This is a genomic window from Streptomyces sp. NPDC031418 (assembly GCF_055581605.1).
Genome location: NZ_JBVIJC010000019.1, coordinates 132,883 through 155,040, shown reverse-complemented (window position 1 = coordinate 155,040; position 22,158 = coordinate 132,883). Strand labels below are relative to the sequence as shown.

Sequence of the window (22,158 nt, the reverse complement as noted above, 5' to 3'; positions counted from 1 at the left end):
GTGATCGGACTCGCGCGTGTCACGCGTGCGTTCAGACCCACGTATCCAGCCACATCCGCGACCGCCACTGGTCGATCGGGATGGCCGTGCCGGTGTACAGGGGCCAGAAGTAGATGAAGTTCCAGGCGATCAGCAGGACCAGGACGCCCGCCGCCGACGCGCCGATCACCCGGCGGGTGTCGCTGGAGCCCGGGGGGCCGATGATCGCGCCGATCATCATCGCCACCGCCAGACAGAGGAACGGCAGGAAGACGACCGCGTAGAAGAGGAAGATCGTCCGCTCCTGGTAGAGGAACCAGGGCAGATAGCCGGCCGCGATCGCGCAGGCGATGGCGCCGGCCCGCCAGTCGCGGCGGAACGCCCAGCGCCACAGCACGTACAGGATCGCGAAACACGCCGCCCACCACAGCAGCGGCGTACCGATCGCCAGCACCTCGCGCGCGCACTTCTGGCCGGCGTCGGCCGGGCAGCTGTCGGCGCCGGGGTTGGGCGACTCGTAGAAGTACGACACCGGGCGGCCCAGCACGATCCAGCTCCACGGGTTGGACTGGTACGTGTGCGGGGACGTCAGGCCGACGTGGAACTCGTACACCTCGTGCTCGTAGTGCCACAGGCTGCGCAGCCAGTCCGGCAGGAAGGTCCAGCTGCCGCCCTTGCCGTCGGTGGCCGCCCAGTTGCGGAAGTAGCCGCCGCTGCCGTCGGTGGGGGAAAGGATCCAGCCGGTCCAGGAGGCCAGGTAGACGGCGATCGCCACCGGAACCGTCGCCAGGAAGGTGATGCCGGTGTCGTACTTGAGAGCTGCGGCATACGGGTGACGGGCACCGGCCACCTTGCGGGCGCCCACGTCCCACAGCACCGCCATCACACAGAACGCCGCCAGGATGTACAGGCCGTTCCACTTCGTGCCGCAGGCCAGGCCCAGCATCAGGCCGGCTCCCCAGCGCCAGGGCCGCAGCCCGAAACGGAAACCGTCCGCCACGGCCGCGTCCGGGCGGACCCGGCCGTCCGGCCCGGCGGGCAGCGCGGCCGCGAGCCGCGCCCGCGACCGGTCCCGGTCGACGATCAGACAGCCGAACGCCGCCACCACGAAGAACATCAGCACCCCGTCGAGCAGCGAGGTGCGGCTCATCACGAAGTGCAGCCCGTCCACCGCCATCAGCGCGCCCGCCAGACAGCCGAGGAACGTCGAGCGGAACATCCGGCGCCCGATCCGGCACAGCAGCAGCACGCTCAACGTGCCCAGCAGCGCCGTCATGAACCGCCAGCCGAACGGGTTGAACCCGAACATCAGCTCGCCCAGCCCGATGACGTACTTGCCGACCGGCGGATGCACGACGTACGCCGCGTCCGTCGGCACCGCGAGATGGCCATGCGTCTGGAGGACCAGATTGTTGGCGTTCTTGTCCCAGTTGACCTCGAAACCGCGGTGGACGAGCGCCCAGGCGTCCTTGGCGTAGTAGGTCTCGTCGAATATCACCGCGCGCGGGCTGCCCAGGTGCCAGAACCGCATCAGGCCCGCCATCAGCGTCACCAGCAGCGGCCCGCCCCAGCCCGACCACCGGGTGATCCGCTCGGCCAGGACCGGCGGCACCCCGAGCGCCCGCCACAGCCGGGGGCTCGGCTCGGCGTACGGCGGCACCAGCCGGTCGCGTACGTCGCCCGCGGGTACGTCCGCGGCCGGCGCGTACCCGAATCGGCGCAGCCGCTGCTGCCACGACGGCCGCCGGTCGTGCGGTGCCCGGCCCTGCCGGAGGTCCATGGAGGACGCGGTACTGGTCACCGCGCCATCGTAGGGAACCGTCCTGTGCGAGTCCCGTGCATGTGCCCTACCGGCCACGCGCGCGCGTGTTCCGTCCCCGGACCGGCCCCCGCCGCCGCGGGTGCGTGCCGCCACGGCGGCCCTGGGAGGATGGGGGGGTGACTGGAACCCTTGTCCTCGCAGGAACCCCCATCGGCGACATCGCGGACGCGCCGCCCCGGCTGGCCGAGGAGCTGTCCGGCGCCGACGTCGTCGCCGCCGAGGACACCCGGCGGCTGCGCCGGCTCACCCAGGCGCTGGGCATCACCCCCAAGGGCCGCGTCGTGTCCTACTTCGAGGGCAACGAATCCGCCCGCACCCCGGAACTGGTCGAGGAGCTGCTCGGCGGAGCGCGCGTCCTGCTGGTCACCGACGCGGGCATGCCGTCGGTCTCCGACCCCGGCTACCGGCTGGTCGCCGCCGCCGTGGAGAAGGACATCAAGGTCACCGCCGTCCCCGGGCCGTCCGCCGTGCTCACCGCGCTCGCCCTGTCCGGGCTGCCCGTCGACCGGTTCTGCTTCGAGGGCTTCCTGCCGCGCAAGGCGGGGGAGCGGCTGTCCCGGCTGCGGGAGGTGGCCGGTGAACGGCGCACCCTGGTCTACTTCGAGGCCCCGCACCGGCTCGACGACACCCTCGCCGCCATGGCCGAGGTGTTCGGCCCGGACCGCCGGGCCGCCGTCTGCCGCGAGCTGACCAAGACGTACGAGGAGGTACGGCGCGGTCCGCTGGCCGAGCTGGCCGAGTGGGCCGCACAGGGCGTGCGCGGGGAGATCACCGTCGTGGTCGAGGGCGCCCCGGAGGCCGCCCCCGAGGAGCTGGGCGCCGAGGAACTGGTGCGCCGGGTGCGGGTGCGGGAGGAGGCCGGGGAGCGCCGCAAGGAGGCGATCGCGGCCGTGGCGGCGGAGGCGGGAGTGCCGAAGCGCGTCGTCTTCGACGCCGTGGTCGCCGCCAAACGCGCCGGGGAATGAGCCCGCGCGCCCCCTCCGCCGAGGTTTCCGCGGCTGCCGGAAAACCGCCTCTGAGCAGGGGCGTTCTCGGTTGAGCGGGCGGCCCATGGGAGGGCAAAAGGCTGTCGCCGAAAGCAAAGCCCAACAGGGGTGAACGGGGCTTTTTGGCAAGGGACGTCCAAAACGCATCCAACACTCGACAGGCCTGATGCATTCACGCCGGCGGAGGCGTCCACTGGTCGAAGGGACGCACCCGTCCCTCGCCCCGGCGGATTTCGGGAACCGCTGCGCCGGGGTGCTTGTCCAGCGGACAAGAGGAGCTGGCATGAGTGAGATCGCAGGGCAGACCGGCCTCCGCGGTACGGCCACCGCCGTCGTTCACGAGTCGTACTCGTTCGCGTGCATGCGATGCGGACACGGCTGGGAGCAGTCGTACGAGATAGAGCACCACACGGACGCCGACGGGCACGAGTTCGTGCTGTACGTGGCCGACGGCGAGATCGTGCCGTCGCCGCTGAGCCGGCCCAGCTGCCAGAACTGCGACGGCCATGTGGTGCGCATCATGCGCGCGGGGCAGGTGTCGTCGGTGCGCAGCGCGGCCGAGGGCCGTCGCCACCAGGCACCGCAGGCCGGACCCGTCGAGGCGCCGGAGGCGTCCGCGCAGGGCGCCGGGACCGGGGAGCACCACCACTGGCATCTGTCCGACCTCCTGCACGCCTTCCACCGCAAGGCCGGCTGAGGCGTCCGCCGCGCCCGGGGGGCGGCGGAGACGCCCGCGGCCGAGGGCAGGGCCTTTCGTAGGATCGGGGCATGCCTTCGAACGCCGGCCAGAGCTCCAAGGACGACAAGAACGCGGCCCCGCCGCTCCCGGTGCCCCTCCGGGTGCCCGTCGCCGACTCCCACACCCACCTCGACATGCAGGCGGGCACGGTCGAGGAGGGCCTCGCGAAGGCCGCCTCGGTGGGCGTCACGACGGTCGTCCAGGTCGGCTGCGACATCAAGGGCTCACGGTGGGCCGCCGAGACCGCGGCGGCCCACGAGAGCGTCCACGCGGCCGTCGCCCTGCACCCCAACGAGGCCCCGCGCATCGTCCACGGCGACCCCGACGGCTGGTCCCGGCAGGGCGCCCGCCGGCCCGGCGGCGACGCCGCGCTGGACGACGCCCTCGCCGAGATCGACCGGCTGGCCGGGCTGCCCCAGGTGAAGGGCGTCGGCGAGACGGGCCTGGACTACTTCCGCACCGGCCCCGAGGGCAAGGCGGCCCAGGAACGGTCCTTCCGGGCCCATATCGAGATCGCCAAGCGGCACGGCAAGGCGCTCGTCATCCACGACCGTGACGCGCACGCCGACGTGCTGCGCGTGCTGAAGGAGGAGGGCGCGCCCGAGCGCACCGTCTTCCACTGCTACTCCGGCGACGCCGAGATGGCCGCGGTCTGCGCCCGCGAGGGCTACTTCATGTCCTTCGCCGGCAACGTCACCTTCAAGAACGCCCAGAACCTGCGCGACGCCCTCGCCGTCGCCCCGCTGGAGCTGGTCCTCGTGGAGACCGACGCGCCCTTCCTGACCCCGGCGCCGTACCGCGGACGGCCCAACGCCCCGTATCTCGTTCCGGTCACGGTGCGCGCCATGGCCGCCGTGCGCGGCATCGACGAAGACGCCCTGGCGACCGCCCTGGGCGCGAACACCGCCCGCGCCTTCGGTTACTGAGCGTGCGCCGATGGTAACCGGCCGATAACGTCCGCACCCGCCTGGCTCAGGGCAGATCGCGACCGTGGGTAGTCGCGCCGCTTTGGAGAGTGACCGGTGCTCCGCTAGGTTCTGGTGGCCCGAATCGGGACCCCTCTGGCTCTCAGGAGCGTCGGCGTGAGCAACTCGCAGTACGAGACGTATGCGGCGTACGGCCCCTACAGCGCCCCGGACGGCGCCTTCGGCGGCGGATGGCCGGGCGTGCACGACGCGGAGACCGTCGCCCGCCCCGTGGCGTACGACGACCCGTACCGGCCCGCGTACGAGATGGTGGCGCAGGCGTTGGCGCAGGCATCGGCGCCCGCTCAGGACCCTGTGACCGAGCCGGTGCTTCCGCGGCAGACCGGAAGCGGGTCGACCGGGATCGGGTCGACCGGGATCGGGTCGACCGGGAGCGCGGCGACCGGCAGGGCGTCGGCCGAGGGGGCGCGCGAGGACGGCGAGCCCGCCGGGGCGCGCGGACGTGCCGCGCGCCGGCGCAAGGCGCGCTCGCGCTCCAGCGAGCGCCCGGAGTCCGCCGTCCGCCGGCTGCTGCCGCAGGCGCTGGTCGTGGCCTTCCTGGCCGGCGGCACCGCCGCGTTCGTCGCCAAGGACAAGGCGATCGAGCTGACCGTCGACGGCAGGCAGCGCACCCTGCACACCTACGCCGACGACGTGACCGAACTGCTCGCCGACGAGGGCGTCAAGGTAGGGGCGCACGACATGGTCGCGCCCGCCCCCGGTGCGGCCCTCGCCAGCGGTGACGCGGTCGCGGTGCGCTACGGCCGCCCGGTGCAGCTCACGCTCGACGGCCGGCGGCGCGAGGTGTGGACGACGGCACACACGGTGGAAGGCGCCCTGGACGAGCTGGGCGTGCGCGCGGAGGGCGCGTACCTGTCGGCTTCGCGCTCCCAGAGCATCGGACGCGCCGGTCTCGCGCTCGACGTGCGCACCGAGCGGGCGGTCACCGTCCTGGCGGACGGCCGCGCCCGCACCATCCGCACCAACGCGGCCACCGTCCGCGAAGCCGTCGAGGAGGCCGGGATCACCCTGGCGGGCGAGGACACCACCTCCGTGCCGCCGGACAGCTTCCCGCGGGACGGGCAGACGATCACCGTGCTGCGGGTGACCGGTGCCCGGGAGGTCCGCGAGGAGCAGATCCCCTTCGCCGTCGAGCGGACCGCCGACCCCACCCTCTTCAAGGGCACCGAGGTCGTCTCCCGGCCCGGCCGGCCGGGGCTGCGGCGCACCACCTTTCTGCTGCGCACCGTCAACGGGGTGCGGCAGAAGCCGGTCGAGGAGCGCTCCGAGGTGGTGCGGGAGCCGCGCCGGCAGACGGTCAGGGTCGGCACCAAGCCCCGGCCCACCTCCGTCGACGGCGCCGAGGGCCTCAACTGGCGCGGTCTGGCCGCCTGCGAGTCCGGCGGCCGGCCCCACGCCGTCGACGCGTCGGGAACGTACGGAGGGCTGTACCAGTTCGACACGCGCACCTGGCAGAGCCTCGGCGGCAGCGGACGTCCGCAGGACGCACCGGCGGAGGAGCAGACGTACCGCGCGAAGAAGCTGTACGTGCGCCGGGGCGCGAGCCCCTGGCCGCACTGCGGGGCGCGGCTGCACGGCTGAGGAGCCGGCCGGCGCGGGGCCGGCCGCCGGTGCCGGGCACCTGGCGATCCCGGCCGGCTCCGCCCCCGTACCCTTGTCCCGTGAGCAGCCCCACCCCCGACGCCCTTCTCGGCCCCGCCGACGTCCGCGAGCTCGCGGCCGCGCTCGGTGTCCGCCCGACCAAGCAGCGCGGCCAGAACTTCGTGATCGACGCCAACACGGTCCGCCGTATCGTCCGGACCGCCGAGGTCCGCCCCGACGACGTGGTCGTCGAGGTCGGCCCGGGTCTCGGCTCGCTCACCCTCGCCCTGCTGGAGGTCGCCGACCGGGTCACCGCCGTCGAGATCGACGACGTCCTGGCGGGCGCGCTGCCCGCGACCATCGCCGCGCGCATGCCGGCGCGCGCCGACCGGTTCGCGCTGGTCCACTCCGACGCGATGCACGTCGCCGAGCTGCCCGGCCCCGCCCCCACCGCCCTGGTGGCGAACCTGCCCTACAACGTCGCCGTGCCCGTGCTGCTGCACATGCTCGACACCTTCCCCAGCATCGAGCGGACGCTGGTGATGGTGCAGTCCGAGGTCGCCGACCGGCTCGCCGCGGCCCCCGGCTCGAAGGTGTACGGCGTGCCGTCGGTCAAGGCCAACTGGTACGCCGAGGTGAAGCGGGCCGGGGCCATCGGCCGCAATGTCTTCTGGCCCGCGCCCAACGTCGACAGCGGGCTGGTCTCCCTCGTCCGGCGGACCGAGCCGATCAAGACCACCGCCTCCAAGCGGGAGGTGTTCGCCGTCGTCGACGCGGCCTTCGCGCAGCGCCGCAAGACGCTGCGGGCGGCGCTCGCCGGATGGGCCGGGTCCGCGGCGGCCGCCGAGGCCGCCCTGGTCGCCGCCGGGGTGTCGCCGCAGGCCCGCGGGGAGTCGCTCACGGTCGAGGAGTTCGCCCGCATCGCGGAGAACGGCCCGCGCGCCGAGTAGCGCCGGTCAGCGTCGATCGACATCAGCAGTGTCCGCACCAGCCGCCGATGAAGGAGCCCGGACAGCAGTGAGCGTCACGGTCCGCGTCCCCGCCAAGGTCAACGTCCAGCTCGCGGTGGGCGCCGCCCGCCCCGACGGGTTCCACGACCTCGCCAACGTCTTCCTCGCCGTCGGCCTGTACGACGAGGTCACCGTGACCCCGGCCGACGAGCTGCGGGTCACCTGCGAGGGCCCGGACGCCGGCCAGGTCCCCCTCGACCACAGCAACCTCGCCGCGCGCGCGGCCCTCGCGCTCGCCGCCCGCCGGGGCATCGAACCGGCCGTGCACCTCCACATCGCCAAGGACATCCCGGTCGCCGGGGGCATGGCCGGCGGCAGCGCCGACGGCGCGGGCGCGCTGCTCGCCTGCAACACCCTGTGGAACGCGGGCGCCTCCCGCGCGGAGCTGCTCGCCATCTGCGCCGAGCTGGGCAGCGACGTCCCGTTCAGCCTGATCGGCGGCGCCGCCCTGGGCGTCGGCCGCGGTGAACGGCTGACCGTCCTGGACACCGGCGGCGACTTCCACTGGGTGTTCGCCATGGCCACCCGGGGGCTGTCCACCCCGGCGGTGTTCCGCGAGTTCGACCGGCTCGCCGAGGGCCGGGAGATCCCTGCGCCCGTGGCCTCGCCGGAGCTGCTGGAGGCGCTCGCGAAGGGCGACCCGGAGGCGCTCGCCGGGACCGTCTCCAACGACCTCGAGCCCGCCGCGCTGTCCCTCTTCCCCGAGCTGGCCGACACCCTGGACGCCGGCCGGGCGGCGGGCGCGCTCACCGCGCTGGTCTCCGGCTCCGGCCCGACCACGGCGTTCCTGGTACGCGACGCCGAGTCCGCCGCGAAGGTGGCGGCGGCGCTCCGGGCGTCGGGCACCTGCCGGACCGTGCGCACGGCGGCCGGCCCGGTACCGGGGGCGACGGTCGTCCACGGCGGCCCGGGCCACTGACCCACCCCGCGGCGCCCGCCCGGGGGCCGCGAGGCCCTAGGCTAGAAGGCTGACCGCGGCGGAGCCGCTGTCGACCCAGCCCCGCGCACAGGAGTGAAATGGCCGTCAACCTGGTCAATGTGGAGAACGTCAGCAAGGTGTACGGCACCCGTGCCCTGCTCGACGGCGTCTCGCTCGGCGTGTCGGAGGGGGACCGGATCGGGGTCGTCGGCCGCAACGGCGACGGCAAGACCACCCTCATCCGGATGCTCGCCCGGCTGGAGGAGTCCGACACCGGGCGGGTCACGCACTCCGGCGGGCTGCGGCTCGGCGTGCTCACCCAGCACGACTCCCTGGACCCCGCAGCGACCGTCCGCCACGAGGTCATCGGCGACATGGCCGACCACGAGTGGGCCGGCAACGCCAAGGTCCGCGACGTGCTGACCGGGCTGTTCGGCGGCCTGGACCTGCCCGGCTTCCCCAAGGGGCTGGACACCGTCATCGGACCGCTCTCCGGCGGTGAGCGGCGCCGTATCGCGCTCGCCAAGCTGCTCATCGAGGAGCAGGACCTGATCGTCCTGGACGAGCCCACCAACCACCTCGACGTCGAGGGCATCGCCTGGCTCGCCCGGCACCTCCAGACCCGGCGCTCGGCGCTGGTCTGTGTGACCCACGACCGCTGGTTCCTGGACCAGGTCTGCACCCGCATGTGGGACGTGCAGCGCGGCTCCGTCTACGAGTACGAGGGCGGCTACTCGGACTACGTCTTCGCGCGCGCGGAGCGCGAGCGGATCGCCGCCACCGAAGAGGCCAAGCGGCAGAACCTGATCCGCAAGGAGCTGGCCTGGCTGCGCCGCGGCGCCCCCGCCCGCACGTCCAAGCCGCGCTTCCGGGTGGAGGCCGCCAACGAGCTGATCGCGGACGTGCCGCCGCCCCGGGACAGCAGCGAGCTGATGAAGTTCGCCTCCTCGCGGCTCGGGAAGACCGTCTTCGACCTGGAAGACATCACCGTGCAGGCGGGCCCCAAGGTGCTGCTCAAGCACGTCACCTGGCATCTCGGCCCCGGCGACCGGATCGGTCTGGTCGGCGTCAACGGCGCCGGCAAGACCTCGCTGCTGCGGGCCATGGCGGAGGCGGCCCGTACGGAGGGCGAGGTGCAGCCGGCCGGCGGGCGCATCGCCGTCGGCAAGACCGTCAAGCTCGCCTACCTCTCCCAGGAGGTCGCCGAACTCGACCCGACCTGGCGGGTCCTGGAGGCCGTGCAGCAGGTCCGCGAGCGCGTCGACCTCGGCAAGGGCCGCGAGCTGACCGCCGGGCAGCTGTGCGAGACCTTCGGCTTCAACAAGGAGAAGCAGTGGACGCCGGTCGGCGACCTGTCGGGCGGTGAGCGCCGCCGCCTCCAGCTGCTGCGCCTCCTCATGGACGAGCCCAACGTCCTGTTCCTGGACGAGCCCACCAACGACCTCGACATCGAGACCCTCACCCAGCTGGAGGACGTCCTCGACGGCTGGCCCGGCTCGATGATCGTCATCTCCCACGACCGGTTCTTCGTCGAGCGCACCACCGACCGGGTCTTCGCCCTCCTCGGCGACGGCACCCTGCGGATGCTGCCGCGCGGCATCGACGAGTACCTGGAGCGCCGCCGGCGGATGGAGGAGGCGGTCGCCACCCAGACGGCCGCCGCGGCGCCCAAGCCGGCCACCACGGAGAAGAGCGCCGCCGACCAGCGCGCCGCCAAGAAGGAACTCCAGAAGATCGAGCGGCAGTTGGACAAGATCTCCGAGAAGGAGACCAAGCTGCACGCCCAGATCGCCGACAACGCCACCGACTTCGCCAAGGTGGCCGAACTGGACGCCCAGTTGCGCGACCTCGCCGGGGAACGCGAGGAACTCGAGCTGCGCTGGCTGGAACTGGCGGAGGACGCGTAACACCCAGCCCCGCCCAGAGGTGATGCGCCCCCCGCGCGCGGCGCCGTTGCGCGCGCCGCGTGAAGGGGGCGTGAAGGCGCATAACGGCGGCGTCACGAGGCGGTCCTCCCTTGGGAACAGCGCAGGACGCGGACCCCTGCCCGGCCGGTACCGGGTGATAGAAAGGGCCGTCTGAGAACTGTCTGAGTACGACCTTGGGTCCGTCACGAACCTCAGGGCGTGGCTAAAAATCAGTGAACGAGGGGGAGAGCGCTGATGACTCAGCCGCCCGGTCAGCCGCCGCACGGCGGTTTCGGAGCACCACAGGACCAGCCGCCGAAGGACCAGCCGCCACAGCCTGGCGGGTTCGGTGCTCCACAGACACCCCCGCCCCCGCCGCAGCCGCCCGCCGGCCCCCCGCAAGCGCCCCAGCCCGGCTACGGCTACCCCCAACAGCCCGGCCCCTACGGCGCTCCCACCCCGCCCGCCGCCCCCGGCCCGTACGGCGCGCCCACCGCCCCCACCGCCCCCGGCCCCTACGGCTACCCGCAGCCGGGCCAGCAGCCGGCCGGCCCCTACGCGGCGCCGCAGCCCGGCTACGGCTACCCGCCGCAGCCGCCGTACCCCGGCGCGCCCGGAGCGGCGCCCGGCGGCCCGGCCGGCCGGAAGAAGACGGCGCTGATCGTCGGGTCCGCGGTGGCCGCGCTGCTCGTCATCGGCGGCACGGTGTACGCGGTGAGCAGCGGTGGCGGCGGTGGCGGCGGCAAGAAGAAGCCCGTCGCCGAGCACAGCCAGGACGACAAGCCGACCACGTCCTCCAGCGCCTCCCCGTCCGCCTCCGCAAGCACCGGTGACGACCCGGAGAACCTCAACGAGGGCCGCAAGTCCGGTGAGGCGAAGGTGCTCTGGTACAAGTCGGCGCCGGAGGTCCCGGGCTCGGGTGCCGAGGCGCCCGGCATGTGGATCACCGGCAAGGCGGCGGTCAAGGCGGCGTACAAGCAGGTCTTCGCCTACGACGTGACCGACGGCAAGGACGCGTGGAGCCCGATCACCTTCCCGCAGAAGATCTGCGCGGTCACCCCGCAGAAGTCGGCGGACGACAAGGTCGTCGTGGCGTACATGAGCGGGGTCAGCGACAACGCCAAGTGCAACCAGCTCCAGCAGATCGACCTGAACACCGGTCAGAAGGGCTGGAGCGGCCAGGTCGCCGACGGCGGGCTCTTCGACAGCGCGCTCAACGTCGAGCTGTCGGTGAGCGGCAAGACGCTGATGGTGGGCCGCTCCGAGTCGGGCACGGCGTACAACATCGACACCGGCAAGAAGCTGTACGACAAGAAGAAGTACGGCTCGTCCTGCTACCCCGCCGGGTACGCGGGCGGCTCCGGCCGGCTGGTCCAGGTGGCGTCCTGCGGGGCGAGCACCAGCGGCGAGCACGACGAGATCCAGGAACTGGACCCGGCCACCGGCAAGGTGAAGTGGAGCCAGCCGGTCAAGAAGGGCTGGCAGGTGTCCCGGGTGTACTCGCTGGACCCGCTCGTGGTGTACCTGACCAACGAGGACAAGAAGGCCTGGAACATCTCCACGTTCACCAAGAGCGGCGGATTCCGCTCCGAGGTGAAGGTCGACGAGAAGTTCTCCCCGCGCTGCGGCTGGGCGATCCTGGAGCGCGATCTCCAGGGCTGCCAGGGCGCCGTGGCCGACGCCGACACGCTGTACCTGCCCACGGACGGCACCAGCAGCGCCAACGAGATCGTCGCGATCAGCCTCTCCACCGGCAAGGCCAAGTGGCGCGTCAAGTCGCCCGCGGACGAGCCGATGTCGCCGATGAAGACCGAGGGCGGCAAGCTCATCGCCTATGTGCAGCCGTCGTACGACGCGGGCGGCCAGGTGGTGTCGATCCCGACCACCGGCTCCTCCCACCCGACGACCAAGCTGTTGCAGAACCCTTCGGGCACCGCCGAGATCGAGGACTCCTTCTTCGACGGTGTCATCGACTGGGCCGACGGACGGTTCTTCGTCTCGAACGGCCGGCTGTCCGGCAGCACCGACGCGAAGGAGAAGCTGATGATGGCCTTCGGCAACTGAGCCCGGCCCTCTCCTCCGCCCTGTCCGCCGTCCGGCCCTCCGAGCTGCCCCGAGGTACCCCGTCATGACCCAGCCGCCCCCTCCGCCGCCGAACCAGCCGCCGAACCAGCCGCCGCAGGGCGGCTTCGGCCCGCCGACCCCGCCGCCTCCGGCGGGTCCGCCCGCGCCCCCGCCGCAGCCGCCGCAGCCCGCGTACGGCTACCCGCACCCCGCCCCGGCCCCCCAGCCGGGCCCGCCCGGACAGCCGCCGCAGTCCGGCTACGGCTACCCCGCCGCTCCGCAGCCCCCGGCCTACGGCCAGCAGGCGTACGGCCAGCAGCCCGCCGGCTACGGCTACCCGGGCCAGCCGCAGAACACGTACGCGCAGCCCACCCAGCCGATGCAGGCCGTGCAGCCGGGGTACGGCTATCCCGGCCAGCCGCCCACCATGCCCATGCACCCGCAGCCCGGCCAGGGCGGCGGCAAGCGGAACAACTCCACGGTGCTCGTCGTCGTCGCGGCGGTCGTCGCGATCGCGCTGATCGTCGTCGGCGGGATCTGGTACGCCAACTCCTCCGGCGGTGACGACAAGACGCACGAGACCGCCTCCTCCAGCGGTGGCACCGGCGGCGACAAGGGTGGCTCCGGCGGCACCGGAGGAACCGGCGGCAAGGAGAAGGTGCCGTCCAATACCGCGGGCAGCCTGCTGTTCAAGGTGCCGCTGCCGCAGACCGACGACACGGTCGCCACCAACGGCTCCTGGCTGACCGACAAGGTGTACGCCAAGAGCGGTGTCGCCGAGATCGTCGGCTACGACCCCGCCAAGGGCACCAAGCTGTGGACCGTCAAGCTGCCCGGCCCGGTCTGCGCGGCCACCGGCCATGTGTCCTCGGACGACAGGACCGCGGTGGTCTTCCAGCCGAAGATGCCGGCGAAGGACTCCTCCGCGGGATGCAGCCAGGTCGCCGCGATCGACCTCGACGCGGGCAAGAAGCTGTGGACGAAGTCGATCGGCTCCGGTGCCTCCATGGTCACCTGGGACAACGTGACGGTCGCCCAGCACACCGTCGCGGTCGGCAGCACCGACGGCGGCGCCGCGTTCGACCTCGACTCCGGCCGCGTGCTGTGGCAGCCGAAGCCGGACGACACCTGCTACGACGCGGGCTACGGCGGCGGCAGCAAGCTGGTCGCGGTGCGCAAGTGCGGCGAGTACGGCAACCGCCAGCTGCACATCCAGAACATCGACCCGAAGTCCGGGAAGGTGATCACCGAGTACAAGATGGACACCGGCATCGAGTACGCCTCCGTGGTCTCCACGGACCCGCTGGTGGTGGCCGCCGACGTCGGCGACAGCGCCGGTGACGGCAGCGGCATCTCGGACTACTTCTCCATCGACAACAAGACCGGCAAGCTGCTCGCCCGTATCTCCGCGCCCGGCAAGACCTACGGCGGCCGCTGCGACGGCATCACCCGGATCGAGGACTGCCACCAGATCGTGGCCGGCAACGGCAAGCTGTACGTGCCGACCGAGGAGCACGACAGCGGCAGCGGCGACGGCACCGAGACCAACGAGATCGTCTCCTTCGACCTCAACACCGGCAAGATGACCGGCCAGCGCGCCGAGGCCGGGGCCGGCTACACCATGTCCCCGCTGCGCGTCGACGGCACCAACCTGCTCGCCTACAAGCGGCCGCCGTACGACAAGGGCGGCCAGGTCGTCAGCATCGACGGCGGCAGCTTCAAGCAGACCACGCTGCTGGAGAACCCGGCGACGGAGAACGTGCGGGAGGCGGAGAGCAGCATGCTGCCCGACTACGCGGAGATCCTCTTCTCGCAGGGCCGGCTGTACATGGCGGACACCTTCGCCCACAAGTCGAGCTCGTCGTACGACAAGGAGTTCCTGGTCCTGGCGTTCGGCACCAGCGGCTGACCGGTCGCCGGCGCCCCCGCCGCACTCACCCGAATGGGTGACTTACCAAGAAGTGCCCCGGATTTCATCGATCCGGGGCACTTCTCATGAAGAGGGGCAGCGCGACGTCGAACAAGCGTGTAGCTTCCGGGGGCATGAAGGGGCCGGGGGGCCGGGGGGCCTCACGTACTGGGGGGTTGCTCTATGGGAGTGCGGCTCATGGTCGTCGACGACCATCGCCTGCTCGCGGAGGCGCTGGCGTCGGCACTGAAGCTGCGCGGGCACCGGGTGCTCGCCGCGGCGGCGCCGGCCGCGGGCGCGGCGGACCTGGTGATCGCGCGGGCGCCGGAGGTGTGCCTGCTGGGTACGGCGGCGCCGGCCGAGCCCGGGGCGTTCGATCCGGTGGTGAAGATCAAGCGTGAGCGGCCGCAGGTGGCGGTGGTGGTGCTGGGGCCGGTGCCGTCGCCGCGGGGCATAGCGGCGGCCTTCGCGGCCGGGGCGTCGGGGTATGTGCGGCACGACGAGCGGATAGAGGGCGTCGAGCGGGCGATCATGAAGGCGCGGGCCGGGGAGGCGGCGGTGGCGCCGCAGCTGCTCCAGGGGGCCTTCGGGGAGCTGCTCAATCCCGCGGCGCAGCCGGACGACGAGGCGCAGCGGTTGCTGGGGGTGCTCACACCGCGGGAGGTGGAGGTCCTGGTGCGGGTGGCCGACGGCGAGGACACACGGCTGATCGCGGCGGGCATGGGGATCGCGCCGAGCACGGCCCGGACGCATGTGCAGCGGGTGCTGATGAAGCTGGGCGTGGGGTCGCGGCTGGAGGCGGCGGCGCTGGCGGCACGGACGGGGCTGCTGGACAGGGCGGCTGTGCCCAGGGAGGGCGGGGGGCCGGAGCTGCTGTGACTCCGGCCCCGAAGCGGTGCTACTCCTTCTCCTCCGGCAGGCCCTCCGGGGGCAGCGGCGGCGGGGTGGGGCGCAGCTTCAGCCAGGCCAGGAAGAAGATGCCCAGCAGGAGCATGCCGATCCCGGTCCACAGGTTGATGTTGACGCCCTGTGCCTTGTCGATCGCCGCCTGGGAGTCGGTGATGCCGGTGATGGTGACGATGACGCCGTAGACCACGAACAGGCCGCCGATGATGCGGCGCAGGTCGAAGATGCGCGCCGCGGTCGCGGACTTGCTCTCGAGGTCGGTGACCTCCCGCTGGAGGTCTTCCTCGGTGTAGTGGTCGTGACGACGCGGCTCGGAGTGTTCGGACATGGTTTCCTCGATCCTCCCGCGTCAGAACGAGAACGGGATGTAGCAGGCGGCGGCCAGGACGACCGCGCCCCAGCCCAGCAGGGCGGGCTTGCGGTACCAGGCGTCGTCGCCGGCGGCCGGCGGCTCGGACATGCCCGGGGAGCGGGTGCCGTAGACCAGGCCCTGGAGCTCCTCGGCCGGCTTCGGCCTGGTGAACAGGGACACCGCGACCATCACGACCGCGCCGGCGACGAAGCCCGCGATGGCCGAGACGAAGTTGGCGCCCTGGTCGGACGGGATGGAGATGATGCCCTTCTTGTAGAGGACGAAGTAGTTGATCATCGCCGTGGCGGTGCCGGCGAGCAGGCCCCAGAAGCCGGACTTCACGGACGCGCGCTTCCAGAACATGCCGACGATGAAGACGACGAACATCGGCACGTTGAAGAAGGAGAACAGCGTCTGGAGGTAGCTCATGATGTTCGAGAACGAGGACGCCAGGAAGGCCGTGCCGACGGAGGCCAGGACACCGATCGCGGTGATCAGGCGGCCGAAGCGGACGTAGTAGCCGTCCTCGCGGTCGGTGACGACGTACTTGGCCCAGATGTCGTTGGTGAACACCGTGTTGAAGGACGAGACGTTGGCCGCCATGCCGGCCATGAAGGCGGCCAGCAGACCGGTGACCGCGATGCCGAGCACACCGTTGGGCAGCAGCTCCTGCATCAGGTAGGGGATGGCGTCGTTGTACTGGTAGCCCGAGGCGGGGGTGCCGAAGTGCGGGACGACGGCGGCGGCGACCAGGCCCGGGATCATCACCAGGAAGACGATGAAGATCTTCGGGTAGGCGGCGATCAGCGGGGTGCGCTGGCCGGCGGAGAGGTTCTTCGCGGACAGCGCGCGCTGCACCTCGGCGAAGTTGGTCGTCCAGTAGCCGAAGGACAGCACGAAGCCGAGGCCGAGGACGATGGTCAGCCAGTTCGCGCCGAGCGGGTTGGCGTGGCCGATGCCGGTACCGCCCCACGCGGTGGTGAAGTTCGCGCCGTGCGTGGCGGTCAGCTTGTCGGTCAGCCCGCCCCAGCCGCCGACCTTCTTCAGGCCGAGGACGGTGATCGGGATCAGGGCGGCCAGGATCACGAAGAACTGGAGCACCTCGTTGTAGATCGCCGAGGACAGGCCGCCCAGGGTGATGTAGGCGAGGACGAAGGCGCCGGCCACCACGATCGCCACCCATTGCGGCCAGCCGAGCAGCGCCTCGACGACGATCGCGAGGGCGTACAGGTTGACACCGGCGATCAGGATGGCCGCGAAGGCGAACAGGACCGAACTGAGCAGATGGGCGGCCCGGTCGAAGCGCAGCAGCAGGAACTCGGGGACCGAGCGGACCTTGCTGCCGTAGTAGAAGGGCATCATCACCAGGCCCAGGAAGACCATGGCCGGGATGGCGCCGATCCAGTACCAGTGCACGGTGTACGCGCCGTACTGGGCGCTGTTCGCCGCCATGCCCAGGATCTCGGTGGCCGCCAGGTTCGCCGAGATGAAGGCGAGACCGGTGATCCAGGCGGGCAGCGAGCGTCCGGACAGGAAGAAGTCGAGGCTGGTCTTCACCGAGCGGCGGGCCGCGAAGCCGATGCCCAGCACGACGACGAAGTAGATCGCCAGGATCGTGTAGTCGAGCCCGTTGGTCGGGAGCCGTAGCCCCGCCGCCAGATCGAGGTGGCCGTATGTGGGGGTTTGCATGAGTACTCGCTTCGTTGCGCGAACTGGTCCAGGGCGGAACCTACGCCTCCGAGTTCGTTAATTGAACACTTCTGGTGGTGTTCTTTGTTTGATTGTGATGGTCGGAGTCGTGGTCGAGTGTGGTCTGTTATGTTTGATTGTGTTGAGTGAGTGAGTGGGTGCGGACACGCCCCCAGGGGCGCCGCCCCGGGGCGCTCGAACAAGGAGTCCGGCGTGAAGAAGACCTCGACCCGGCTGGCCGACGGTCGTGAACTGATCTACTACGACCTCCGCGACGACACCGTGCGCGACGCGGTCGACCGCCGTCCGCTGGACCGCACGGTCACCACGTCCGAGGTCCGCCGGGACGCGCTGCTCGGCGACGCCATCGCCGTCGCCTCCCACCGCCAGGGGCGCACCTACCACCCGCCGGCCGACGAGTGCCCCCTGTGCCCGACCCAGGGCGACCGGCTCAGCGAGATCCCGGACTCGTCGTACGACGTCGTCGTCTTCGAGAACCGCTTCCCCTCGCTCGCCGGCGACTCCGGCCGCTGCGAGGTGGTGTGCTTCACCTCCGACCACGAGGCCTCCTTCGCCGACCTCACCGAGGAGCAGGCGCGCCTGGTGCTGGACGCCTGGACGGACCGCACGTCGGAGCTGTCGCATCTGCCCTCCGTCGAGCAGGTGTTCTGTTTCGAGAACCGGGGCGCCGAGATCGGTGTGACCCTGGGCCACCCGCACGGACAGATCTACGCCTACCCCTTCACCACCCCGCGCACCGCGCTGATGCTCCGCTCGCTCGCCGCGCACAGGGACGCGAGCGGCGGGGAGAACCTCTTCGACGCGGTCCTGGCCCGGGAACTCGCCGGTGAGCGGGTCGTCCTTGAGGGTGAACACTGGGCGGCGTTCGTGCCGTACGCGGCGCACTGGCCGTACGAGGTCCACCTGTACCCCAAGCGCCGGGTGCCGGACCTGCTCGCGCTGGACGAGGCCGCGCGCACAGAGTTCCCCCAGGTCTATCTGGAACTCTTGAGGCGCTTCGACCGTATCTTCGGCGAGGGGGAGCCTCCGACGCCCTACATCGCGGCCTGGCACCAGGCCCCGTTCGGCGCGCTGGAGGAGTTCGACGGTGTCACCCGCGACGACTTCGCGCTGCACCTCGAGCTTTTCACCATCCGCCGCACTTCCGGCAAGCTGAAGTTTCTCGCGGGTTCCGAGTCCGGCATGAGCGTGTTCATCAACGACGTGCCGCCGGAGCGCGCGGCCGAGCGACTGCGAGAGGTAGCGACTTCATGAAGTACCTGGTGACGGGTGGCGCGGGTTACGTCGGCAGTGTCGTGGCCCAGCACCTGCTGGAGGCCGGCCACGAGGTCACCGTCCTCGACAACCTCTCCACCGGATTCCGCGAGGGCGTGCCCGCCGGCGCGGCCTTCGTCGAGGGCGACATCCGCGACGCCGCCAAGTGGCTCGACCCGTCCTACGACGGCGTGCTGCACTTCGCCGCCTGCTCGCAGGTCGGCGAGTCGGTGGTGAAGCCGGAGAAGTACTGGGACAACAACGTGGCCGGCTCGCTCGCCCTGCTCGGCGCCATGCGCGAGGCGGGCGTACGCCGGCTGGTGTTCTCCTCCACGGCCGCCACCTACGGCCAGCCGGAGCAGGTCCCGATCGTGGAGAGCGCCGCCACGCGGCCGACCAACCCCTACGGCGCCAGCAAGCTCGCCGTCGACCACATGATCACCAGTGAGGCGCACGCCCACGGCCTGGCGGCGGTCTCCCTGCGCTACTTCAACGTCGCGGGCGCCTACGGCGTCCACGGCGAGCGGCACGACCCCGAGTCGCACCTGATCCCGCTGGTGCTCCAGGTCGCCCAGGGCCGCCGCGACGCGATCTCGGTCTACGGCGACGACTACCCGACCCCCGACGGCACCTGCATCCGCGACTACATCCACGTCGCGGACCTGGCCGAGGCCCACCTGCTGGCCGTACAGGCCGCCACCCCGGGCGAGCACCTCATCTGCAACCTCGGCAACGGCAACGGCTTCTCCGTCCGCGAGGTCGTCGAGACCGTCCGCCAGGTCACCGGCCACCCCATCCCGGAGGTGATCGCCCCGCGCCGCGGCGGCGACCCCGCGGTCCTGGTCGCCTCGGCGGACACGGCCCGCGAGAAGCTGGGCTGGAACCCGTCCCGCACGGATCTCGCGGACATCGTCGCGGACGCCTGGCAGTTCGCGCAGCACATCGCAAGGGAGCAGTAGTGGGGGCACAACAGGTCGCGGAGCGCTTCGCCGAGCTGTACGGCGCCGAGCCGGAGGGCGTCTGGGCGGCGCCCGGCCGGGTCAACCTGATCGGCGAGCACACCGACTACAACGACGGCTTCGTCATGCCGTTCGCCCTGCCGCACCGGGCGACCGCGGCCGTCTCCCGGCGCAGTGACGGCCGGCTGCGCCTGCACTCGGCGGACATCGAGGGCGGCCCGGTCGAGCTGCGCCTGGACGACCTCGCGCCGCAGCGCACCGAGGGCTGGACGGCCTACCCCGCGGGCGTGGCCTGGGCGCTGCGCGAGGCGGGCCACCCGGTGACCGGCGCGGACATCCACCTGTCCTCCACGGTCCCCACCGGCGGGGGCCTGTCCTCCTCGGCGGCCCTGGAGGTCGTCGTCGCCCTGGCGCTGAACGACCTGTACGGCCTCGGCCTGGAGCGCTGGCAGCTGGCCCGGGTCTGCCAGCGCGCCGAGAACGTCTACGTCGGCGCGCCGACCGGCATCATGGACCAGACGGCGTCCGCCTGCTGCGAGGAGGGCCACGCGCTCTTCCTCGACACCCGCGACCTCTCCCAGCAGCAGATCCCCTTCGACCTCGCGGCCGAGGGCCTGCGCCTGCTGGTGGTCGACACCCGGGTCACGCACGCCCACAGCGGCGGCGAGTACGGCAAGCGCCGCGCCGGCTGCGAGAAGGGCGCCGCCCTGCTCGGCGTCGACGCCCTCCGGGACATCCCCTACGGCGAACTCGACGCGGCCCTCGCCCGGTTGGGCGACGAGGAGGAGGTCGTCCGGCTGGTCCGGCACGTGGTGACCGAGGACCAGCGGGTGGAGCGGGCCGTGGCGCTGCTCCGCTCCGGCGAGATCCGCGCGATCGGCCCCGTCCTCACCGAGGGCCACGCCTCGCTGCGCGACGACTTCCGCGTCTCCTGCCCCGAGCTGGACCTGGTCGTCGACACGGCCCTGGCGAACGGCGCCCTCGGCGCCCGGATGACCGGCGGCGGCTTCGGCGGCTCGGCGATCGTCCTCGCGGAGACGGCCGACGTGGAGACGCTCACCAAGGCGGTCGAGGACGCCTTCGCGGCGAACGGCCACACCGCCCCGCGCGTCTTCGAGGCGGTGCCGTCGCCGGGGGCGCTCCGGCTGAGCTGAGCCGGAGGCCCGGCTAGCCGGTCAGCCGTTTGGTCAGGGTGTACTCCGTGATCCCCGGCGGGTAGTCGGGGATCACGCCGACCACCTCGTAGCCCTGCTTGCGGTAGAAGTCCGGGGCCTGGAAGTCCCACGTTTCCAGCCGGGCACCGGTGCAGCCGCGGCCGGCGGCGACGCGCTCCGCCTCGGTGAGCAGGCGCGAGCCCAGGCCCGCGCCCCGGTGACGGGCGTCCACCCACAGGTAGGTGATGTGCAGCCAGGTCGTCCAGGTATGGCCGACCAGGCCGCCCGCCAGATCACCGGAGGCGTCCAGGGCCCACACGTGCACCGGTACCTCCCGCTCGCCCGGGGTGCCCCGCAGTGCGCGCAGGACCGGCGAGGCCGCGGTGTTGGTGTCGCGGAGGCGGGAGCGGAGCAGATCGCGCCGTTCCTTGTCGACTTCTGCCTCAATACGAAACATGCGGCTCACCCTAAACGCGCTGTTCGGCCAGTTCCGCAAACCGCCTTCCCCTGTCGGCGCCCAGCCGTACTCTGAGGAGCGGTGCCGGTGGGGGCCGGTGCCGATCAGGGGGCGAGACGGCCGGGTACGAAGCCCGTGGTGGGGGTAGCTCTCTCTGCACGTACCAGTGGGGGTTTTGTGGTTCGTATCCGAGTCCTGGTCGTGGACGACCACCGCATCTTCGCCGAGTCGCTGGCCGCCGCACTGGCCGCCGAGCCCGACGTCGAGGTCTCGGCCGCCGGCAGCGGCCCCGCCGCGCTGCGGTGTCTGGAGCGTGCGGCCGCCGAGGGCCGCCGCTTCGACGTCCTCCTCGTCGACGCCGACCTCGGCGGCCGGCTGCCGCCCGGCGCCCGCCCGGCCGTGCCGGTGCGGGCGGGCAACGAGGAGGGACTGGTCGACGGCATCTCGCTGGTCGCCGGGGTGCGTTCGGCGCAGCCGGCCGTGCGGACCGTCGTCCTCGCCGAGAAGGACGATCCCCGGCGGGCGGCGCTCGCCCTCCAGGCCGGCGCCTCCGGCTGGGTGGCCAAGGACTGCTCGCTGTCCCGGCTGCTGGCGGTGATCCGGGGCGTGCTGCGGGACGAGACCCATCTGCCGCCGGCCCTGCTCACCGGGGTGCTCCGGGAGCTGACCGCGGCCCGCAGGCACCGCACCGAGAGCGAGCGGCTGGTGGAGTCCCTCACCCCGAGGGAGCGCGAGGTGCTGCGCTGCATGGTCGCGGGCCTGGGCCGCAAGGCCGTAGCCGAGCGGCTCTACCTCTCCCCGCACACCGTGCGCACCCATATGCAGAACGTCCTCGGCAAGCTGGGCGTCCACTCCACCCTGGCCGCCGTGGCGCTGGCCCGGCGGGCCGGGGTCGGGCCGGCGGACCTAGCCGGGGATGTTGTCGAACGGGGCGGTCAGCTGGCGTAGCAGGCCGGCCAGTTCCGCACGCTGGGCCCGGGACAGCTCGCCCAGGATCGCCCGCTCCTGCTCCAGCAGGCCCGCGAGCGCCTGGTCGGCGCGGTCCCGGCCGGTGTCGGTCAGCCGCACCAGCACGCCCCGCCGGTCACTCGGGTCCGGCAACCGCTCCACCAGGCCCTTCTTGGCCAGCCGGTCGATCCGGTTGGTCATCGTGCCCGAGGTGACCAGGGTCTGCGTCAGCAGCTGTCCGGGGGAGAGCTGGTACGGCGTGCCCGCGCGCCGCAGCGCGGTCAGCACATCGAACTCCCAGGGCTCCAGCTGGTGCTCGGCGAACGCCAGCCGGCGCGCACGGTCCAGGTGCCGGGCGAGCCGACTCACCCGGCTGAGCACTTCCAGCGGCTCCACGTCGAGGTCCGGACGCTCCCGGCGCCACGCTGCGACCAGCCGATCGACCTCGTCCTCCATGGAGATCAGTGTAGTGGTTGTGTCGACGTGAAGTCTCTTGATGTCGAGTCTCTTGACATC

19 protein-coding genes are annotated in these 22,158 nt (G+C 72.2%); 14 read left to right on the top strand and 5 right to left on the bottom strand.

The genetic code is table 11. The features are described from left to right. Window positions 1-31 precede the first annotated feature (31 nt). Entirely contained in the window at window positions 32-1,780 is a 1,749-nt protein-coding gene (locus ACZ5CZ_RS27225; RefSeq protein ID WP_468946801.1) for a dolichyl-phosphate-mannose--protein mannosyltransferase, read from the bottom strand. Between the two features lie 137 nt (window positions 1,781-1,917). Between ACZ5CZ_RS27225 and rsmI the strand changes: the two genes are divergently transcribed. From rsmI to ACZ5CZ_RS27175, 10 genes are all read left to right on the top strand, one after another. Then, the gene (gene rsmI, locus ACZ5CZ_RS27220) at window positions 1,918-2,766 is read left to right on the top strand and encodes a 16S rRNA (cytidine(1402)-2'-O)-methyltransferase (RefSeq protein WP_468946798.1); all 849 of its coding nucleotides are present in this window, start codon (window positions 1,918-1,920) and stop codon (window positions 2,764-2,766) included. Window positions 2,767-3,070: 304 nt separating this feature from the next. Next, window positions 3,071-3,484 carry a hypothetical protein gene (locus ACZ5CZ_RS27215; protein ID WP_467546689.1) on the top strand — a complete coding sequence of 138 codons (414 nt, stop codon included), beginning with the start codon at window positions 3,071-3,073 and terminating at the stop codon, window positions 3,482-3,484. Window positions 3,485-3,555: 71 nt separating this feature from the next. Then, window positions 3,556-4,452 carry a TatD family hydrolase gene (locus ACZ5CZ_RS27210; RefSeq protein ID WP_468946795.1) on the top strand — a complete coding sequence of 299 codons (897 nt, stop codon included), beginning with the start codon at window positions 3,556-3,558 and terminating at the stop codon, window positions 4,450-4,452. Window positions 4,453-4,608: 156 nt separating this feature from the next. Further along, complete coding sequence (locus tag ACZ5CZ_RS27205) at window positions 4,609-6,093, top strand: ubiquitin-like domain-containing protein (RefSeq protein ID WP_468946793.1); 1,485 nt, start codon at window positions 4,609-4,611, stop codon at window positions 6,091-6,093. 80 nt (window positions 6,094-6,173) lie between these two features. Continuing rightward, complete coding sequence (gene rsmA / locus ACZ5CZ_RS27200) at window positions 6,174-7,043, top strand: 16S rRNA (adenine(1518)-N(6)/adenine(1519)-N(6))-dimethyltransferase RsmA (protein WP_385844965.1); 870 nt, start codon at window positions 6,174-6,176, stop codon at window positions 7,041-7,043. Window positions 7,044-7,110: 67 nt separating this feature from the next. Then, window positions 7,111-8,022, top strand: a complete 912-nt coding sequence (locus ACZ5CZ_RS27195) for a 4-(cytidine 5'-diphospho)-2-C-methyl-D-erythritol kinase (RefSeq protein WP_385844964.1) — start codon at window positions 7,111-7,113, stop codon at window positions 8,020-8,022. A gap of 98 nt (window positions 8,023-8,120) precedes the next feature. After that, entirely contained in the window at window positions 8,121-9,929 is a 1,809-nt protein-coding gene (locus ACZ5CZ_RS27190) for an ABC-F family ATP-binding cassette domain-containing protein (RefSeq protein ID WP_385844962.1), read from the top strand. A gap of 255 nt (window positions 9,930-10,184) precedes the next feature. Further along, window positions 10,185-11,993 carry an outer membrane protein assembly factor BamB family protein gene (locus ACZ5CZ_RS27185; RefSeq protein WP_468946788.1) on the top strand — a complete coding sequence of 603 codons (1,809 nt, stop codon included), beginning with the start codon at window positions 10,185-10,187 and terminating at the stop codon, window positions 11,991-11,993. A gap of 64 nt (window positions 11,994-12,057) precedes the next feature. Further along, complete coding sequence (locus ACZ5CZ_RS27180) at window positions 12,058-13,902, top strand: outer membrane protein assembly factor BamB family protein (protein WP_385844959.1); 1,845 nt, start codon at window positions 12,058-12,060, stop codon at window positions 13,900-13,902. A 183-nt stretch (window positions 13,903-14,085) separates the two neighbouring features. After that, window positions 14,086-14,781, top strand: coding sequence for a helix-turn-helix transcriptional regulator (locus tag ACZ5CZ_RS27175; protein ID WP_385844957.1), 696 nt, complete (start codon window positions 14,086-14,088; stop codon window positions 14,779-14,781). Between the two features lie 19 nt (window positions 14,782-14,800). On the opposite strand, the gene ACZ5CZ_RS27170 is transcribed toward ACZ5CZ_RS27175, so the two are convergent. After that, window positions 14,801-15,136 (bottom strand): hypothetical protein, encoded by a 336-nt coding sequence (locus ACZ5CZ_RS27170; RefSeq protein ID WP_385844956.1) that lies wholly within the window; start codon window positions 15,134-15,136, stop codon window positions 14,801-14,803. 21 nt (window positions 15,137-15,157) lie between these two features. Then, window positions 15,158-16,849 (bottom strand): sodium:solute symporter family protein, encoded by a 1,692-nt coding sequence (locus tag ACZ5CZ_RS27165; RefSeq protein ID WP_385844954.1) that lies wholly within the window; start codon window positions 16,847-16,849, stop codon window positions 15,158-15,160. A 213-nt stretch (window positions 16,850-17,062) separates the two neighbouring features. On the opposite strand from ACZ5CZ_RS27165, the gene galT reads away from it, so the two are divergent. The 3 genes from galT to galK are packed head-to-tail and all read left to right on the top strand — an operon-like array spanning window position 17,063 to window position 20,237. Continuing rightward, window positions 17,063-18,124, top strand: coding sequence for a galactose-1-phosphate uridylyltransferase (gene galT, locus ACZ5CZ_RS27160; RefSeq protein WP_385844953.1), 1,062 nt, complete (start codon window positions 17,063-17,065; stop codon window positions 18,122-18,124). Then, window positions 18,121-19,083 (top strand): UDP-glucose 4-epimerase GalE, encoded by a 963-nt coding sequence (galE, locus tag ACZ5CZ_RS27155; RefSeq protein WP_468946782.1) that lies wholly within the window; start codon window positions 18,121-18,123, stop codon window positions 19,081-19,083. The genes galT and galE overlap by 4 nt, the downstream gene beginning before the upstream one ends. Continuing rightward, the gene (gene galK, locus ACZ5CZ_RS27150) at window positions 19,083-20,237 is read left to right on the top strand and encodes a galactokinase (protein WP_385844950.1); all 1,155 of its coding nucleotides are present in this window, start codon (window positions 19,083-19,085) and stop codon (window positions 20,235-20,237) included. Before galE ends, galK begins: the two co-directional genes overlap by 1 nt. 13 nt (window positions 20,238-20,250) lie before the next feature. Here galK and ACZ5CZ_RS27145 read toward each other — a convergent pair whose 3' ends face one another. Then, a complete protein-coding gene (locus ACZ5CZ_RS27145) occupies window positions 20,251-20,694 on the bottom strand; it encodes a GNAT family N-acetyltransferase (RefSeq protein WP_385844948.1) in 444 nt (147 codons plus the stop codon). 177 nt (window positions 20,695-20,871) lie between these two features. Here ACZ5CZ_RS27145 and ACZ5CZ_RS27140 point away from each other — a divergent pair, with 177 nt between their 5' ends. Then, window positions 20,872-21,642, top strand: coding sequence for a LuxR C-terminal-related transcriptional regulator (locus tag ACZ5CZ_RS27140; RefSeq protein WP_385844947.1), 771 nt, complete (start codon window positions 20,872-20,874; stop codon window positions 21,640-21,642). Here the strand turns inward: ACZ5CZ_RS27140 and tamR are convergent. Continuing rightward, the gene (tamR, locus tag ACZ5CZ_RS27135; protein WP_031169761.1) at window positions 21,601-22,098 is read right to left on the bottom strand and encodes a MarR family transcriptional regulator TamR; all 498 of its coding nucleotides are present in this window, start codon (window positions 22,096-22,098) and stop codon (window positions 21,601-21,603) included. The genes ACZ5CZ_RS27140 and tamR overlap by 42 nt on opposite strands. Window positions 22,099-22,158 lie beyond the last annotated feature (60 nt).

What these genes read in the sequence shown, in the direction of transcription:
- ACZ5CZ_RS27215 (WP_467546689.1), top strand. Translation starts at nt 3,071, where the DNA reads ATGAGTGAGATCGCAGGGCAGACCGGCCTCCGCGGTACGGCCACCGCC.
- ACZ5CZ_RS27210 (WP_468946795.1), top strand. Translation starts at nt 3,556, where the DNA reads ATGCCTTCGAACGCCGGCCAGAGCTCCAAGGACGACAAGAACGCGGCC.
- ACZ5CZ_RS27190 (WP_385844962.1), top strand. Translation starts at nt 8,121, where the DNA reads ATGGCCGTCAACCTGGTCAATGTGGAGAACGTCAGCAAGGTGTACGGC.
- ACZ5CZ_RS27185 (WP_468946788.1), top strand. Translation starts at nt 10,185, where the DNA reads ATGACTCAGCCGCCCGGTCAGCCGCCGCACGGCGGTTTCGGAGCACCA.
- ACZ5CZ_RS27180 (WP_385844959.1), top strand. Translation starts at nt 12,058, where the DNA reads ATGACCCAGCCGCCCCCTCCGCCGCCGAACCAGCCGCCGAACCAGCCG.
- ACZ5CZ_RS27175 (WP_385844957.1), top strand. Translation starts at nt 14,086, where the DNA reads ATGGGAGTGCGGCTCATGGTCGTCGACGACCATCGCCTGCTCGCGGAG.
- ACZ5CZ_RS27170 (WP_385844956.1), bottom strand. Translation starts at nt 15,136, where the DNA reads ATGTCCGAACACTCCGAGCCGCGTCGTCACGACCACTACACCGAGGAA.
- ACZ5CZ_RS27165 (WP_385844954.1), bottom strand. Translation starts at nt 16,849, where the DNA reads ATGCAAACCCCCACATACGGCCACCTCGATCTGGCGGCGGGGCTACGG.
- galE (WP_468946782.1), top strand. Translation starts at nt 18,121, where the DNA reads ATGAAGTACCTGGTGACGGGTGGCGCGGGTTACGTCGGCAGTGTCGTG.
- ACZ5CZ_RS27145 (WP_385844948.1), bottom strand. Translation starts at nt 20,694, where the DNA reads ATGTTTCGTATTGAGGCAGAAGTCGACAAGGAACGGCGCGATCTGCTC.
- tamR (WP_031169761.1), bottom strand. Translation starts at nt 22,098, where the DNA reads ATGGAGGACGAGGTCGATCGGCTGGTCGCAGCGTGGCGCCGGGAGCGT.